Origin of the sequence: Sphingomonas sp. CFBP 13603, assembly GCF_014892665.1 — a bacterium.
Classification (GTDB): domain Bacteria; phylum Pseudomonadota; class Alphaproteobacteria; order Sphingomonadales; family Sphingomonadaceae; genus Sphingomonas.
Genome location: NZ_JADBIA010000008.1, coordinates 147,005 through 165,020 on the forward strand (window position 1 = coordinate 147,005; position 18,016 = coordinate 165,020).

8 protein-coding genes and 1 pseudogene are annotated in these 18,016 nt (G+C 52.5%); 1 reads left to right on the forward strand and 8 read right to left on the reverse strand.

Annotated features, from left to right (window positions below; genetic code table 11):
* The first annotated feature begins 393 nt into the window (after nt 1-393).
* A complete protein-coding gene (locus tag IFR23_RS20290) occupies nt 394-1,473 on the forward strand; it encodes an ABC transporter ATP-binding protein (protein ID WP_244655685.1) in 1,080 nt (359 codons plus the stop codon).
* Here the strand turns inward: IFR23_RS20290 and IFR23_RS20640 are convergent.
* From IFR23_RS20640 to IFR23_RS13700, 8 genes and pseudogenes are all read right to left on the reverse strand, one after another.
* Nucleotides 1,396-1,767, reverse strand: a pseudogene (locus IFR23_RS20640) (Fic family protein); the annotation flags it as partial. The gene IFR23_RS20290 and the pseudogene IFR23_RS20640 overlap by 78 nt on opposite strands.
* Nucleotides 1,748-1,966, reverse strand: coding sequence for an antitoxin VbhA family protein (locus IFR23_RS13670; RefSeq protein WP_192976394.1), 219 nt, complete (start codon nt 1,964-1,966; stop codon nt 1,748-1,750). The pseudogene IFR23_RS20640 and the gene IFR23_RS13670, both read right to left, overlap by 20 nt.
* Nucleotides 1,967-2,683: 717 nt before the next feature.
* Nucleotides 2,684-11,170 (reverse strand): calcium-binding protein, encoded by an 8,487-nt coding sequence (locus IFR23_RS20570; protein ID WP_192976395.1) that lies wholly within the window; start codon nt 11,168-11,170, stop codon nt 2,684-2,686.
* 80 nt (nt 11,171-11,250) lie between these two features.
* On the reverse strand, nt 11,251-12,645 hold the full coding sequence (locus tag IFR23_RS13680; protein ID WP_192976396.1) for an HlyD family type I secretion periplasmic adaptor subunit: 1,395 nt from the start codon (nt 12,643-12,645) through the stop codon (nt 11,251-11,253).
* Complete coding sequence (locus IFR23_RS13685; protein ID WP_192976397.1) at nt 12,642-14,789, reverse strand: type I secretion system permease/ATPase; 2,148 nt, start codon at nt 14,787-14,789, stop codon at nt 12,642-12,644. The genes IFR23_RS13680 and IFR23_RS13685 overlap by 4 nt, the downstream gene beginning before the upstream one ends.
* Nucleotides 14,790-14,893: 104 nt before the next feature.
* Nucleotides 14,894-15,568: an IS5 family transposase gene (locus IFR23_RS13690; protein ID WP_197978445.1), complete on the reverse strand. Its 675-nt coding sequence runs from the start codon at nt 15,566-15,568 to the stop codon at nt 14,894-14,896.
* A 902-nt stretch (nt 15,569-16,470) separates the two neighbouring features.
* Complete coding sequence (locus IFR23_RS13695) at nt 16,471-16,977, reverse strand: MucR family transcriptional regulator (protein WP_192976398.1); 507 nt, start codon at nt 16,975-16,977, stop codon at nt 16,471-16,473.
* 86 nt (nt 16,978-17,063) lie between these two features.
* Complete coding sequence (locus tag IFR23_RS13700; RefSeq protein ID WP_192976399.1) at nt 17,064-17,978, reverse strand: DUF4238 domain-containing protein; 915 nt, start codon at nt 17,976-17,978, stop codon at nt 17,064-17,066.
* Between the last annotated feature and the right edge of the window lie 38 nt (nt 17,979-18,016).

Consider the following 18,016-nt stretch of genomic DNA (forward strand, 5'->3'; position numbering starts at 1 on the left):
ATCGACGAGGTTGTCCAACTACGTGGGCTTTCCGCCCCTCCCGTTAGCCTTGCCGCATGGCTGGGATCAGGTCTGCTCGGCCGCTTGGAGGCGCTGCTGCTCGCCGAACTTGCTCTCGCCATCACCTCCGATCTTTTGGGCCGGATCGTATCTTTGGTGGATGGCCTACTCTCGGACCGCGTCAGCAATGATGCCAGCGTCCGCCTGATGGAGCACGCCGCCACCCTCGATCTTGCCGACTTTGAGGATGCTGCCTTCCAGGACCGCATGGATCGCGCGAGAATGCAGGCAAGCGGGCGCATGTCGCTGATGGGCCAGCTATTCGGGCAGGCGCAAGACATCATCACGGTCGTGAGCTTTGCCGCCGGGTTGGTCGTTTACGCACCCTGGCTGATGGTGCTGCTCGCCGTCGCCCTGATACCTTCGTTCCTGGGTGAGGCGCACTTCAATGCGTTGAGCTATGCGCTAAGCTATGTACGCACACCGCAGCGTCGCGAACTCGACTATGTCCGCCAGGTCGCTGCCAGTGCGGATACCGCCAAGGAGGTCAAGATCTTTGGCCTCAGCGCGTTCCTTATCGACCGCTACCGTACGATCTCGCGCGACACCTACGATGCGAGCCGCCGGCTTGCGCTCCGTCGCGCCGTCTGGGGTTCCGGCTTCGCTGGGCTGGGTACGATCGCCTATTATGCGGCTTACGCCTACATCGCCTGGCGCGCGGTCGCCGGATCGCTGTCGATCGGCGACCTCACCTTTCTCGCCGCATCGTTCTTGCGGCTGCGTGGGTTACTCGAAGGTCTGCTGAGCGGTTTTTCTGCGACGGCGGGCCAGGCGCTCTACATCGACGATCTGTTCTCGTTCTTACGGACCGTGCCCGGGATCAGGTCACCCGAGAATGCATTGCCCTTCCCCTCCCCGGTCCGGCAGGGCTTCGTCTTCGAAGACGTTGGGTTCCGCTATCCGGGTGCGGAGCGTTGGGCGGTACGCCATTTGTCCTTCGCCCTGGCACCGGGCGAAGTGCTGGCGCTGGTCGGCGAGAACGGCGCCGGGAAAACGACACTCGTGAAGCTGCTTGCCCGGCTCTACGACCCCGTAGAGGGTCGCGTGCTGGCGGATAATCTCTTCAAGCCGATCCACATTTTTGAACCGTCGAAGCGTCTGAGCAGCTTCCAGCATAAGCCGGTTGCCATCTTGTTGAGATGGGCGGACCGCATCGATATTTGGATATGTTCGGCGCAAAACCTCAATATCACGAGCCTTGTAGAGTGCGTCACGCGTCACCGCATTTGCGTTGGTAGTGCTCCAATCAAGACTGTGCCCGGTTTGTTCAGCCAGTTGCCTTGTGAAGCTCCGAAGCGTTCGGCTGTTGCCTTCCGAGAAGGGATGCAAATGGTCGAGATCGCCATAGAGTTTCGCCATACTGGCGGCGAAGTCTTGAGTGGAAAGCCCCCTGAGGGCGTCGCCGCCGCGTAGCTCACCCAGCACAGCATCCAGTCGTGCGTCCACTTCGGGGCGCAAGGCATATTCGACCCTATGAGGATGAATAGGTTCGGTTTCGAGCCGGCGATCTTTACCGTGTGAGGGTGCGTCGGGACGATATTCGCCGGGCGCGTACTTCGGGAGGTCCTGGAAAAGAAATCGATGAAATTCACGCAAATGCGCTGCGTCGTATTGCCCATCAATCGGTTGAGCGATGAGCTTTCTTATACGATTTGCAACGAGAGCTGCCTCGATAGCCTCGACGCTGCTAGGCGGTTGCGACACCACAATATTCCAAAATAGCTGTATCAAGGGCTGAACTATCGAGCTTGCCAGCTACGTAGTCGGCGAACAGGGCCTCGGTCTGAGCGTCCAGTACGAAACCCTCCATCCGCACGCTGCCTCGGGCAAAGTCGATGGCGTACTGCCGACGAGCCTGTTCATCAGCGCTGATCGGAGCGGTTTTAATTTGCCGGTAGACGTTCATCGCGTTGCAAACTCAATGCGGTCAGAGGCAATCATAGACGCCAATGTCTATGATGTATAGGCTTTCGGAAGCGCGGGCACGGCGGTTCCGCTGAACAAGATCTTACGACTGCGACGCCGCAGCGCTACGGCTCCAAGTGCCAGACCAACGCAGCTTGCAACGATCGCCCACCGGATTGATCGCGCCGGCCGGGCAAGGTCTACTGGCGTTGTAGTAGCGCCATCGATTAGCAGCAAATCGCCGGAGCCCCAGGACAGCGAGCCAGCCGAGGCGATCACATCGGCTTCATAATTGAGTGCAAAATCCGCACAAATTTGCGGAAGCCCGTCACTATCAGGTCGCCGAGCCCAAGGCCGCTTCCCACGGCCATCCCGGAATAGCGTACGGCGTCCCCTGCATGAATGTCATCGGCAGGCCGTCGTTCATAACATCGCAGATATTCGCAACGACCTGCGCTACCAGCTGTTCATCCGGTCCGCCATTCTTAAATCAAATGTTAAATGACGATTTCATAAAGGGTAACATTCTGTCAGGACAATTGTTTGGTACTAAGTTTCAGCCGCACCGCAACAAGCGTTACGGCTGAAACTTTACATACGTCTAAACGAAAAGTCCTCAAAGCGCCGTCGACGTAATTACAGCCAAAAAAAGTCAAACAAGAGTTAACTGAGAAACACGAATCGAGCATCATCGACGATGTTACGTCACTTCGAAAAATTAGAAATCTCGAACGTGATTGGAAGCGTATAAATTAGCTAATTTAGTAGAGTGAAAAGCGGGTGAGGCGCTATCAGATCCTGTAATACTTCCAGCAATATCACCCATTGCTCTACTATCATCTAAAACGTGAGCCCATTCAGAAAATGGGTCGAACGCAACTTTGATATAACCACTTCGAAAGTCTGGCATATCGACATCATTCCGCCGCAACGCTGCTGACGAATTCATCTCATCGCCTTCGTCCGGCGACCCGCCTACGTTCTCCGGGGCGATGGGTGTGGGCGTCGTCGCATTGGCTCTCGCATTGATTTCATCGCGGTCCCAAATAACCCCGTTCGCGAATTGAACATTTTGTAATCCCACAGACGTACCGGTAAACTGATTGGCAGCCGTAAAACTATCACCGGTTGCATCAAGATGAATGGTAAGTGAGTCACCATCCCTAGAAATGGTTACTCCACTAGGATCAACGTCTGTAAGTAAAAGATTATCAGTTCTGGTGATATACGATGCGTAATCAAATAAGGTATCATGTCCATCACCTGCGGCAAACTGGATTGATCCACTACCATAGTAGCTAGTATACAAACTATCGTTTCCAGCACCTGGATTAACGATAAAGTTAGTATCAAGATTTAGCGTGTCATCTCCGCTTGTGCCAGAAATATGCGGTGTGGACTGCGTTCCACTTAATGGCGATGCTACAGATACAACCACGTCCTGATAGACCAAACTGTTATTCTGATCCTTAATCTCGACCGTGAACTTTACGTCGACTGTCTCACCCGGAGCGAGCGCGTCGAACGTTGATGATGGCGCAGAAAAGCTCCAGGAAACTTTTCCATCACCATTCACACTCGGTTCTGTCGTGATGCCCGCTGAAAGGTAATTTAGCATTTCCTCCCTATAAGGTAGAACGGCATAGGACGAAGTTTCATAATCAACGGACACAACGCTCACTGAGTGAATATCGCCCGCGTCAGTGTCTTCGAAATCCACGTATCCGTTGCTCGTCATCGTTGAACTCGACGATGGTAATATTAGGGATGTATGGATCTCGGAACTCGAACCGATGATAGGTGCCATCCCAGACGATGGAATGTTAGCCTTATCCGTAAAGTACGAGGCCGACAAATTACTGCCGTCGGCGAACGCGAAATTTGTCACCCCCTGCTTATAACCGTTGCTGGGTACGAACTGATTATACAATACCAACCTATCGGATGAGCCCAATGATAAAATCAAATTATCACCATACCGGGAGGCTACGAGATCGGTGGCTGTAATGCCCGAACCGAATGCCACCGTATCGGTATTTTGGTTATAGTAGCTGCCATCAATAACCGTTAGAGCGCCGTAGCCCGAGTTGAAAACATATGTGTCGTCGCCTGCCCGCCCGGAGATAATTCTGGAGTAGCCTCTGCTATCAAATGTTTCGTTCAAATATGTACCTTCAATCGAAACCTTACCCGGATGCCCGCTATTAGCCTCAAGGAGAAGACGGTCTTCATCCCAAGCTGTTCCGTCTGCAAATTCGACTGATTGCACACCGTCTTTCGAAGAAAACTGACCTGCATCGAATGTAACACTATCTCCATTTCCTAAATCCAACTTGTAGAGGCCATTATATGATAGGCTGACAGCAACGTCCTCTGGGGTGATTGTAGAGCCGAAGAGTAGTCTGTTGGCTGGGCTGGGGGAGTTATCGTACTCTTTGATTGTTAAAGCGCCATACGTTCGATTGTAGATGAACGTGTCGCCGCCACCATTTCCTACCGCGGTATAGACAAGGCCCTGAGTATCAAGCGTATTTGCACCGAAATCCCCGCCGATCGCAAACTTCCCGGCAACTGGTGTCGCCATCTTAGCGAGCATATCAGCATACGTTAGTACCGTGCCGTCAGAAAATGACAGTGCACCGATAATCGGATCATCTCCGATCATCTCATAATCGATCCGTATTGTTGACCCATCGACACCGATGTTCATGGCTCCGGATGCGGAGTAGCGATCGGTATTGGGGGAGATATCTACGTCACTCGGAAGAATATCTGGACCAAAGGCAATAGTCGCTACTTTACCAGGTGACTGTGAATAGTCCTGGATGGATATGTCTCCATATCCTTTCCGGTAAATGATTGTGTCATTCCCGCCTCCACTCATTACATAATGGGAATAACCGTTCGGATCAATGACGTTCCCTTCAGCGTCACCATACAGGGTTCCATCGTTGTTGGCCGATCCGGTATCGGCAATAGCGAGTAGCTGTTCGTAGCTTTGAGAAGTTCCGTCGGCAAACCGGACCTGCTGAACGCCATATGAGGTATCGGAATCGCTGTTAAGCGCGTTACTGATAACAACCTGATCGGTATCGCTAATGAAGAGGTAAAGATTGGCCCCATCACTTTTAACGGTGATGTCCGACAGCAATATGCCTGCTCCAAATGTCAAAATATTATCGGGGTGGCTATGAACGTCTTGTTCATCGATAGTAACCCGCCCGCTGCCAAGATTGTAATGGATGGTATCACCGCCCCCAAAGCCCAATACCTGGTTTATGCCATCGTCAATGTATATGTCTTCCGCGGATTGCGTCCCTACGGCATAATTAATTATGCCCTGCGTGTTACTGCTACCTTCAATTAGATCACCTAAGGTTTGTACGACACCATCGGAATATTGAATTACCTGAGACGTGCGTATGCCCTTTCTCATCAGATCCGATATTACGACGGCCGTGCCGTTCGATGAGGTGACAGTGACTGCGTTTCGATCCGAGCCTAGGGTTGCAGTGGCGCTTGTGGACGCAAAGCCAACAATAATTGTCGGAGGGGCGGCCTGGGGTACAAGCGCCTCATTGATGGTATGCTGCTGTCCGTCGTCCGATATGTCCCAATGGCCTTGCGCTAGGGCCCTGATATCGGCTGTCGACCATGAAAGACCACCGTCAAACAACACCTGCTGGACGCCCGTCGCGGTCCCCCCGGCGAAGCTTGCGGCTCCAATCAAAGTGACCGTCTCGCCGCTGTCTAACGTTAGATTAATATCGCCAGCTGGCGTTGCGGACACTGACACGTTCGAGGGATTAATACCCGCATCAAAGACAAGCACGTTTGTGGGTAAGGCGGCATCGTCATGTTCAGTAATTGATAGCGAGCCATGGCCGTAGCCGTAATGAAACGTGTCACCTCCCCCGTTTCCAATTATACTGCTGGCAAATCCGGCACTATCAAAATCATCGGACAAATCTGTACCGTATAAAACTGTGTTTAAGGTGCTGGAAACCTGAGACCTTTTTACTAAATCGCCATAGCTCCAGGCTGTTCCATCAGCAAATTGGATCGATTGAACGCCGTATGAATAATTGCCATCACCATTTAGTGCTGACATCAACTCGACCTGGTCGTTGAGTCCATGCGATAAGCTGACATTTCCTGCGGCGTCGGCGGTAACGGTTACATTCGTCGTATCGATGCCCGCGCCGAGCTTTAGAATGTTGACCCGATTGGGTGAAGACTCTTGCTCTGAAATTGTGAGATGGCCGTAACCTGGGTTGAATACGAATGTGTCGCCCCCCCCTCCGCCGACAGCGGTAGTGGCTAAGCCATTACCATCCAGGTAATTGCTACTCGCATCACCGTATATCGTGCCGTTGGATGTAGAAGGCGTACCAAGCTTGGCAATGAGGTCCGCGTACGTCCACACAGTGCCGTCATTGAAGCTTACAAATTGAACGCCGTAACTTTGATTGTCGGTGGATTTCAGGGCACCTTCCAGGACGACCGTATCGCCCTGTCCAGTGTTGAGGGTGATATCACCCAACAAACCTCCTTCTACAGAAACGTCTGCGACATTAATACCTTGCCCAAAAGCCAATAGGTTTTTGGATAGGGCATTATCATCGTTCTCGGCGACATGAACCTCGCCATATCCACGGTTGAATATGATCGTGTCATTACCTCCACCACCGACAACCTTGTGAGCAAGTCCAGCGGTATCCAACACGTTCGACGACCGATCGCCGAAAATCGTGCCTGTGCCAGCAACTGCCGTGGCCACTTTCGAGAGAAGGGTTTGATAGGTCCAGTTTGTTCCGTCAGCAAAGGCGACCTTTTGGACGCCGAAATTCTCTACCTCATTGCTTTGAAGCGCGTTTTGAATCGTTATGCTGTCACCTTGGCCAAGAGCGATGACTATCGACCCGTCTGACGTTCCTGATACGGCTACGTCGGTCGGTAATATGCCGGCCCCAAGATTGATGGTGTTAGTCTGGTCTAGCGAGTAATCGTGTTCAACTACTGTTACGGCGCCGTAACCAGCGTTATAAACGAAACTGTCGCCACCTCCATTGCCTACGGCTGTGTGTACGGTGCCTGCCGTATCAAGGATATCTGCACCGCTTCCGCCATAGATGGTGGTCTTCCCTATCGTGGGCGTATTAGCTTTGCCCATAAGGTCGTTGTACGTCCAGGACGTCCCATCTCCGAACGTCACTGACTGAACGCCGTAGCGTACCGACGCCTCGCCAATCAAAGCTCCAACAAGGGTGACCTGATCGCCATTTCCTAGGGAGAGCACAAGATCGCCACCGTCGGTCCCTTCAACGCTGACGTCTCCTGCCATGATGTCCGCGCCAAACGCGAGAACGTTAGTCGCGCCTACATTTGTCTCCACTTCGTTAATGGCAACAGCGCCATACCCACGCGCATAAACGAATGTGTCGCCTCCGCCACCGCCGACAAGGCTGGTCGCAAAGCCGGCGGGGTCGAACGTGCTTGCGCCGCTATCGCCGTACAGTGAAACATTGTCAGCAGAAGCGACTTGAGACATGGATAGCAGGTCGGCGTACGACCATACGGTCCCGTCATCGAAGCTTATCGACTGGACACCGGTGGATTGTTGATCGTTGCCATTAAGAGCATTGGCAATGATAACCTGCACATTCCCATCTGCGAGTAGTTCGATATTTCCCAACTGATCAGCGCGGGCACGAATATCCCCGCTGTTAAAACCGGAGAGGATGAGTGCATTAGGAGTCGCAGCGGTATCGGCTTCAACGATGGTTATCGGCCGATCGCCGCGACTAAAGAAAAAGGTATCGCCGCCGCCGTTTCCAACCAACGATGTGGCAACGCCGCCGCCCGCCAGGAAGTTCGCCGACCGGTCGCCATACAGCGTCTGGTTAGATTCCGAGGGGTAGTCGGCCATTTGTAAAAGATCTTGGTAAGACCAAGTGGTTCCGTCCGAAAAAGCGAAGGACTGAATACCGTAGGTAAGATCTGGCGTGCTAAGTAGAGCCTTCGAAATTGAAATAGTATCGCCATAGCCAAGATCTAAAACGATAGATCCATCGCTACGACCCGATACCTGGATCGACCATGGGTCGACTGAAGCGCCAAAAGCTAAGGTATTAGGTATGCTACCGTCATAGCTTTGCTCATCAATCGTGAGTTTGCCATACCCTGACTCATAGGCAATTGTATCCCCACCCCCGCCGCCAACAACGGTGGATGCCAATCCTCCTGAGTTGAGGAAATTCGCCGACTTGTCGCCAAAAATAGTCTGTCCAACAATGTGGGCTGTGCCAACTGCTGCCAATAGGTCGTTGTAGTTCCAGATAGTACCGTCGGTAAATGACACTTGCTGAACGCCGCGGGTGATCCCATCGGACGAGTTCAATGCGCCTTTGAGGACTATCTTATCATAGCCGACAAACGATATGATGATGTCACCACCGGAATTCCCTGTAATAGTAGCATCAGACGCGACCAGGCCGATGCCAAGCTGCAATATGTTGTTCGGACTCTGTCCACTATCTTGCTCATCAACCGAGAGGAGGCCATATCCCTTCTCGAATATAATGGTATCGCCACCGCCGGCACCGGATACCCCAGTGTACACCCCCTTCGAATCGAGTGTATTGGCGGTAGAGTCGCCGAGGAGGATTGGGGAGCTTCCGTGGGTTCCGTCTCCATCAAGATCCGTTTCTCCAATCGGCCCGCCGCCGGGAAAGCCGGGGAATCCCCCACCACCGGGAAAGCCCTCGAAGGGTACCCCATATGGGTTATCATCCCCCAAATCCGGGCTGGGTGAGGCGACGAGATTAGCCTCGATCATCGCATTGATCTTATCCCACGCGGTTTGTTCACCGGCCGGTCGAGCGAGCCATTCACTTGACGTTGGGTCGAATAGACCGCCCACCTTCGTCAGCTGATCATTAAGCATATATGTGCCAGCGCTAACTGCCGCCCACGCTGCTCCTCCGCCAAGGACTGGACCGTACCAGCCCCCAATCCCGCCACCAATCGATAGCGCGCCAAGTGTATCACGCGCTAAGTTATTTTCGAAGAATTTGATCCCGCCGTAACCCTGCTGCCAGCCTGTGATAGATATGTTCAGTGAGGCCTTAACGGTCGTTTGGCCACCCTGAGATCCGTCAGTTGACTGATCAGAGAAATATACGTCGCCCGACGGTCCTGAGGGACTATCAGCTGACTTAACGTAAGTTACGGCACGAACATTTATAGGGCCGCCGCTGTAAAGATCTTCTCCATTGATCCAGTAGTGCCGCCGAAGGTGATCAGCAGGTTCGTCAAAGGTATCGTAGAGGTTTGGCTGAGTTGCACTCGTTCCCCAACTACTGGAAAACTTGTTGAATACACCGGCATTACCCGGACCATCGTGATTGCTATCATAGCTCATACCTAGAGAAGTCGCGTAAGCACTACTTCCATCAAAAAGCTTTCCATCGACAAAAAGCCTATCTTTTTTACCAAAACCTACGATACCAACGTGCCCGCCGATCATATCTTCGGTCGTGACGTAAAAGACGTTTCCTTGTTTCGCGTCCGCGCTACCGATTGCTACGTCACCGGACTTCAGGTGGAATTCGGCACCTCCCGAGCCACCAATGAAGATGCTATGCCCGCTGCCATAGAACTCCGTCTTTAACGACCCACCTACGAAAGTGTTAACGCCTGATACGTTTGTTTTATCACTCCCGGCTGTGATCACCGCCTTCGATCCAGTTGCATCTACACGCGACGCGCTATCTCCCAATATGACGATATCAGCGCCGCCGCCGCCGATGATATCGTCCTTGCCCCCTGAGGCTACGAATATATCGCCGCCTATATTCCCCGTCAGGCGATCTGCGCCCTTACCGCCGATAAGTATGTCACCAGCGCTCCCGGCGTAGAGGAGATTGTGGTCAACGGATGCGCCACCGCTGTTCGCGAAGCCCCCTACAGGTCCGTTTCCCGCAATGAGCATGTTATGACCTTCGTCGCTGCCGTGAAGCCGGTCGACGCTACCGCGGTTATCATTTCTAGCGTTCAATAACCCTTGGCCAAAATTGTAGCCGGAGGCTCCAATAATAATCGATGCTGACGTCGCAGTAAGGTCGAGGTAAGAGACGGATTGATTCACGGATGTAATACCTGCCGGTCCTACGAGATTGGTACCCGGGTTACCATCAGTCCATCTTTCGTTCGATAATCCTGAAATAGTGCGGAAGTCACTAAGGGAGAATTCAGTCAAAGCACTTGAAAGGGAGTTGCTGTGGTCACCAAGCAAATTATTTACCGAGGATAACCCCTGAAGATCTTCGGAGACACTAGTTATAGATGCATTAACGCGACCTAATGGCGAAAGGATGCCAGCGGCAGCGTCTTTAAATGTTTGAGACTGACTTCCGTCATCGAGAACGAGCCCGTCTTTCGTTCCCGATACGACGACGTAGTTTGCGTAGTTATACGATGTATAATAGGACTTTTGAATAAAACCGCCATCAACAGTTCCTCCGTGGAACTGATAGTATGCCGACCCATCAACATTACCGAAAAATGCCGATACAGCTGCAACGTTTTTAAAAGATATTCCGGAGTCTACGCTTGTATTAATAAAAGGGCTGGCTTTTCCGTCACCATAGGAATGTCCGAGATGGCCTACGCGGTTAGGCTGGCTCGGAAACGCCTTGGCGTATATGAGGTTTTCGGCCGCAACAGCTACGACTTCGCTTAATTTGTAAATATCTCGGTCGCTATTGAAAATCTCGGGCGCGGCGTATTCTGTTTGCGCGTGATATAATTCATGAAAGAATGTCCTCGAGAGATATTGAAAAGCATCACCAGTAGTCGTCGAAATAATTGTTCCTGGTAGACCAGCGATTGCCGCGTCAACATTGTTTGAACCAAGCTGAATCGTGGGTCCGAAAAAGGGAAACTTGGCTGGTTCCGTATTGGCAGGCGAGAGGTAACCATCAGCATCCGGAACATAGAAAGAGTTAGAATACGGATTCACCTCAGTAAATACGTATGCCGCCTGATTTGTTTCGCTACTTTTAACGACATATATCGTCTTATTATTAAGGCCCGCTAGGCTGCCCGATATAACCGAGTTCCCTAGTAGTTGCTTTAACAGATCTTGAATCTTTTCGGCTTGCGAAACGCTAAAGCTTGCATCGATTCGATAATCTATTGCCACTTTATATCTCCTCAATATGTTTTAAATCGAAGGTATAGGTTAAAATTCAACCGTATGTCTTAGCGTTTCGCCACGGGCCTTTACCGCTCATGCCCGGCGTTTAAACGGGCCTCGTTGACGGGGCTCATCAGGTAGCTAATGATGCTTCGTCGGCCAGTGCGTAGGTCTGCTATGACTGCCATTCCTGGAGTGAGCGGCACCATCGATGCGTCACGCAGTAAGGTCTCGCGTCCTAATATGACTCTAACCGTGTAGATTGACCCCAGCTTTTGATCTTCGATGGAATCTGAACTAACGCTCTCAACTTTGCCGGGGACGGTTCCATACCGGGTAAATGGAAAAGCTTCGAGCTTTATAGCGGCCTCCTGACCAGCCTTAATAAAACCAGCGTCCTTATTAAGTACCTTAACCTCAGCGATGAGGACTCCGGTACTCGGAACGACAACCATAATAGGTTTCGCTGCTTCGACAACGCCGCCGACGGTATGAATGGCTAGCTGTGCTATCGTCCCATCTACCGGGCTGATTAAACGCTGAAGGCTGGACTTTTGCCTTGCTTTGGTTAATTCCTCTCGTCGTAGGCGAGCTTCGTCTTCGGACTTTGTAAGCTCTGTCAGGATTTTTGTTCTTACCTCTGCCGCGTTTTGCGACATGCTACTTTTAGCTGACGCAATTTGTGCAGTGGCTTTCCGGGCGGTCTGATAGGCAATGTCTCGGTCCCGCGCAGCCGAAAGACGTTGTCGGCGCATTTCGATCACCTTTAACTTCGATACAAACCCTCTTGCGAGAAGGTGTTCGTTGGCGTCAATTTGTTCGTCTAGCAGTGGTAAGGTTTCCGTAAGCTTGGCTGCTTGAACGCTGGCTTCGCCCTTGGCTGCGACAGCTACCTGACGTTCTGCCAGCCGCGCGCCAGCAGTAGCCGTAACGTCAGCCAATTGCGCACGGGCTAATTCTCTTTGAATGGCTGCCATTTCCGGCGACGTGCCGGCTGGCGGCGTGAATCTTAGCCCGTTCCCATCGAGGGCAAGTAAAACTGCCCGAGATCGCGCCGCATCGAGCTCGGCAGTTTCCAAAGCGCGTTCAGCCTGTACAGTTTCGGCTGTAGAGACGGTTGGGTCTAGTTCAATTAAGGCCTGCCCCCTAGCCACATGCTGGCCGTCATGAACGAGTATCGCCCGTACAAGTCCATCTTGCGCGGGTTGGATAATTTTAACGCTATCGGCTGGAATTAGCTTTCCCTGCGCTGATGCGACAACGTCGATTTTGCCAAATGTTACCCATACAACCGTAAAAACTAACCCCATTATCAGTAACCAAGAAGTTACACGTGACGTTGGGGAAACTGGCCGCTCAATGATCTCCATTGCAGCAGGTAAAAAGGAAATCTCGTCTACCCCGACAAGCTTTCTTGCGCGTAGCTTTTCTTCGGAAAGTGCGGAACGTATAGCATTCCAGTGACGACTAAACGAACTCATGCCTCTGCCCCGCCGCTGTCCATCTGCCGTCGGTGAAGACTGGCATATCTTCCGCCCGCTTTTAGTAGATTATCGTGACTTCCAACCTCGACAATTCGTCCTTTTTCGAGCGTTATGATGCGGTCGCACTGTCGTATTGCGGATAGACGATGGGCAATTATCAAAACCGTTCGGCCATGCGCTATTGCTTTTAAGTTGTTCTGAATTATTTCTTCGCTCTCTGCGTCGAGTGCGGACGTTGCCTCGTCGAGAATGAGGATACGTGGTTGGGTTACCAAAGCCCGCGCAATGGCTATACGTTGCCGCTGACCGCCCGATAAATTTACGCCGCGTTCTTCGACGATCGTATCGTAACCTTGAGGTAGGGTTAGTATAAACTCGTGTGCACCAGAGAGCTTGGATGCTGCCATGACGTTCTCAAGGGGCATAGCTGGGTTGGCGAGTGCAATGTTCTCGCGGATCGAGCGGTTAAATAAGAGGTTTTCTTGCAGCACTACGCCGATTTGACGGCGAAGCCACGCGGGATCGATCTGCGCTATATCAACGCCATCAATCAATATTCGGCCGGCAGCCGGGGCATATAACCGCTGAAGCAGCTTAGTTAGAGTGGATTTTCCAGAGCCCGACGATCCAGCGATGCCCAAAGTGCCGCCAGCTGGAAGGTCGAAGGTGATGTCTTCAAGTGTCCAAGGACCTTCGAGGCCATAACGAAACCTTATTCGGTCGAATTGTACGGCCCCTTTAAGAGAAGGGAGGGTGACTCGCGATCCGGCGCCCGCCTCGGCCGGCATATTAAGAATGTCACCTAGACGATCGATTGAAAGGCGCACCTGTTGAAAATCTTGCCAGAGCTGCGCCATACGAATAACTGGACCTGAAACACGCTGCGAGAACATGTTGAATGCTACAAGTCCGCCGACAGTGAGACCGCCCCCTATAACTTCCCGTGATCCAAAATAGAGGATGGCAGCTAGGCTTAATTTGGAAATAAACTGGATCGATTGGCTACCTGAATTGCCTAAGTTGATTACATGTTGATTGGCCACGCTATAACCTGCAAGTTGCCGTTCCCAGCGCTCTTGCCATTGGGGCTCGACTGCGGCGGCTTTGACTGTCTGCATTCCGGAGACGGTCTCAACTAGCAGTGCGTTGTTTGCTGAGCCGCGCTCGTATTTCTCGTCGAGCCGTCTACGCAGCGGCCCTGTGACCGCGAGGGAGACGCATATGTATCCAGGAATAGTTGCTACGACAATCCAAAAAAGTGTACTTGAATAAAACCACATTGCGGCTAGAAAAACTAATGTAAAAACTGGATCTATGAGCACTGACAGAGAGGCGTTAGTCAAAAACTCCCGAATGGACTCAAGCTGTCGCACCCTCGTTACCGTATCTCCAACCCGCCGTCCTTCAAAATATGAAAGCGGTAGGCTGAGCATATGACGAAAAAGCTTAACTCCCAGTTCTACGTCCAGTTTTTGACTGGTTTCTGAGTATAGGCGGGTTCTTAACCACCCGAATGCTGTCTCCCAAAGCGAGACTGCGAGGAACCCCACAGATAGGACCTGTAAGGTATCTAATGTGTTATGAACCAAAACCTTGTCGATGACATTCTGGAAAAATAGCGGGGCGGCAAGGCCTAGTAAATTAATAGCAAGAGTAATTAATAGGACTTCGCCGATTAATTTTCGGTAGCGTAAAATCTGCGGTACGAACCACGTGAAGTCAAAACGACTACTTCCGGCGGTCACGCTCTCCCGCGTGGTAATAAGTACGATATCTCCGGACCATATGTCGGCAAGCGCTGCGCGCGTACGTTTCTCAATTGGATGGCCGGGTCGTTGAATCAATACTTCGTCGCCTGACGCTCTACCGATAATGAACCATCCGTTAGATCCGGATGCCATAACTGGTAAAGGCAGTCTGGAGAGTTTATCAAACGTGGTGATACTTGCTTTAGCTCGGACGCCTTCACGGCGCTTTGCTAGACGAAGGACGTCTTCCTTTGTCGCCGCATGTTCGTGGCCTAGCTCATGCCGTAGCTGGTCAGGATCCGCGATAATCTTATGAATCGCTAGCAGCATTGCCAAGGCGACGAGCCCGGTTTCTGAATTACCCGCAAATCTATCATGTACGGCGCTTGCCACACTTTCCTCCCAAGCGCTGCAGCGTGTCAAAAACTGCGCGTAAGCGATGCTACGTGAAAGGCGTGTGCGGTCAACCTCGTAATCGCGCGTAGAGATCAGCGATTCTAGGCCACGTGGACAAAGGGCAGCCACAGCGTAACTGATGCGAGCGCGACGAAGCCGAGATATGACTCTGCTGTCTTGTCATAACGCGTTGCGACACGGCGCCAGTTCTTGAGCTTGCTGAACAAGCGTTCGACGAGATTGCGCCAACGGTATTTCTCGCGATCATGCGGTATCGGTATGCGGCGGTTACTATTGGTTGGAATGACCGCCTCGATATCCGCCCTGGCGAGTTCCTGGCGGATGGCATCGGCGTCATAGCCCTTATCGGCAAGCAGGGCCTCGATCCGGTCAGCCAGCATCCCGAACAAGGGCCCGAAGCCCTTCACGTCGTGGGCCTGGCCCGGCGTCAGGACGAGACATAACGGTCGCCCCTGACCATCACAGCGGGCGTGCAGCCCTTCGACAAGCTCAGGAGAGCCTTGGTTGTGAAGCCGCCTCGCGAACGGCCGAGCCCTTCGAATTCTTGATCCCTTTTTTAGCCCGACAGCGCAGTGGCGCGCCCGGACTACGGTGCTGTCGATCATGTCGGCGCTGACATCCCGCTCGACGACAGCGGCCAGGGTCTCCAGCATGGCTTCGAACACGCCCGTCACCACCCAGCGCCGATACCGCCGGAACACGCTGTTCCACTTGCCATATTCATCCGGCAAATGCTGGCATTGCGCGCCATCCACACCATGCCTTCGAAATAGGGCCGGTTGTCTCCCGCGGGTCGGCAGCCACGTCCTCGCTCCGACGGCAGCAGGGGCCCGATCAGAGCCCACTCATCATCCGAAACCCCAATCCGCTCGCCCAAAGCCGCCTCCAAAAGACAGCCTTGAATTAACCGATCAGACGCGCGTCAACCTTTGTCCACGTGGCCTAGTAATGCGCACATGTCGCACTAAAAAGATTCCTCACGCTTTATTATGAGAAGCATATGCCGGCCGCTCTTCCCGTAAATCATATTTTTGAGATATCACGACGTGCTGATGTGTTTTGGACCGATCGATCATGATGGCTACGGCGCGGGGATAAGTGCCGATATGATTAATTATCGGGCTAGAGATCCATGTTGCTTGGGGGGTAAATATCAGCATCTGGGTCTATAAGAGTGCCGCATTTAGTAGTTATTGCACCTGGGAAGAGCCAGTGCATCGTTGTGTTATATGACCTTGCGTATGTTCCGGCCCACATATCAAAAATCGACGGTAAAACATCAGTAACAGTTAAGGCGTTGCTATATATCTCACAATTTGTACCCGGGTACAAATTGTTCATCGAAGACGATAAGCCTCCGTCGATATAGTGACGGAATCCAACTATTCCTGTACCGAAAGCGGAAATCGCTCCAGTAAAATTGGGGAACACTAGTAGGAAGATCGCCACGGCGAATGTCGATCCGATGCGCGCACGCGTTAGCCGTACACGGGAAGGCGATGATCGTTGGTTATCCATTTATACATTCTATCGGACGGAAATAATCGGTCAACGGCGGGTTTCCGTAGATATCTGCTCTAATTGGCACGGTTCTGTTAGCGGTGAACGGTACGTAGTTACGGGCTAGCTCCCTGTGTCGAGGAGCTAGCCCAACGAATTATTCCGCTTGTGCTTCTTCGGTTTTGCGCTTGCGCGGAGCCGGAGCCGGTTTGGCGTCTGCCTTAGCGGCATTCGTCGGGCCAGGCTTGCGACCCAAGCCGATGCTCTTGGCCATCGTGCGACGTGCTTCTGAATAGGTAGGAGCGACCATGGGGTAATCAGCCTTCAGGCCATAACGCTCGCGATACTCCACTGGCGTCATACCGTTAGTGGCGAGGTGACGACGCAGCGTCTTGTACGGTTTGCCGTCGATCATGCTGATGATGTGATCGGGGCTGGCAAGCGACTTACGAGTCGTCACTGCCGGGGTATACTCTTGAGCAGGTGCTTCGGACTCCGCAGCCGTCACGTTTCCGCCGACCAGCGCTGAAACAGTCTCGTACATTTTGTTCAAGAAAGCCGGAACGTCGTCAGCATTAGTACGCGTGTTGGGATTGGCTAACCAAGCGATTGTCAATTCCGTGGCCAGTTCAACGGGATCCAGGTCGAGGGTAGTGTCAGACATAATAAGCTCCATTTCTCAAAGCGCATTTAGTTAGCTGTTTCGTTTCTGGCAATCTCAGAGGGCGCGCAACGCAATCTAGTGCTCAGCTAGGGCGCATTCGGTGTTGCTGCATACTTTTCAGCGAACAGTTTGGCGATCGATGTCCGCGGAGCAAGACCGAAGCGGTTCTCAATGAACCGCTTTTGCGACATGTTATGTGCGCCAACGAAATACTTTGCTCGGCCAACAATCTGCGCGTTGGCTGTCTTGACCAAGTCTGGTTCGCCCATCCCGATAATGGTATCGAGTGTCTTCTTATTATTAGTCGCGATGAATACCTTGGTTGGGCTGATTGGCATGACGATGTGGCCATCATCTTTCCCGAGTCCGTTGGACGTGATTAGCACTTCATCAGATATGAGAAATGCTCCCCGCGTGACCTCTGCCACGCTCCAGCCCATTTTTATAATGTGCTGCCCAAGCCCTTTGTTTTGCATGACGTGCGGCAGCTGAATCAGCGCGGCCGTAAGCGGAGCCATAGGCTGGTGCAGTTTCAGGAACTCCTCAGCCATGGGAGGATCGTGGGGACCCTTCTGCGCCTCGTATTTCGCCTGAATGTCGGACGTCGGCGTATCGTACACTGCCGCGAAGCCGGCTTTGTAAGCAGCGAGATTGTCAGGCGTCCGCAACATCAGCGATAGTAGAAACCGCGTCCACGCACTCCTGTGGGTTTGATCCAGGTCTGCGAAGTTCTTGGCAAGGAGCAGCTTGTGCGCAATGGCCGCCGTGTCATCGAGTGTCTTCATAAAGCCCTGCTCGATGGATTGGGCAGTCTCGGGCGGATATTCAGGTATTTCGTAAAGGCGTTCGCGAAAGCCCACGGCTCGTGTCGGCTTCCGATGCTCCACGATCTTGCCCGGCGTCGGCTTTTGGAACCGGTGTAGTTTGCCGTCCACCGTCCACTCGTGAAGCAGGAACTGCGGTATGTAGTGATGGTCCAAGGGCGGATTGTCGGACTTCATGCTTCCCATATAGCCAAGTTTACCAGCTTGAAACATAG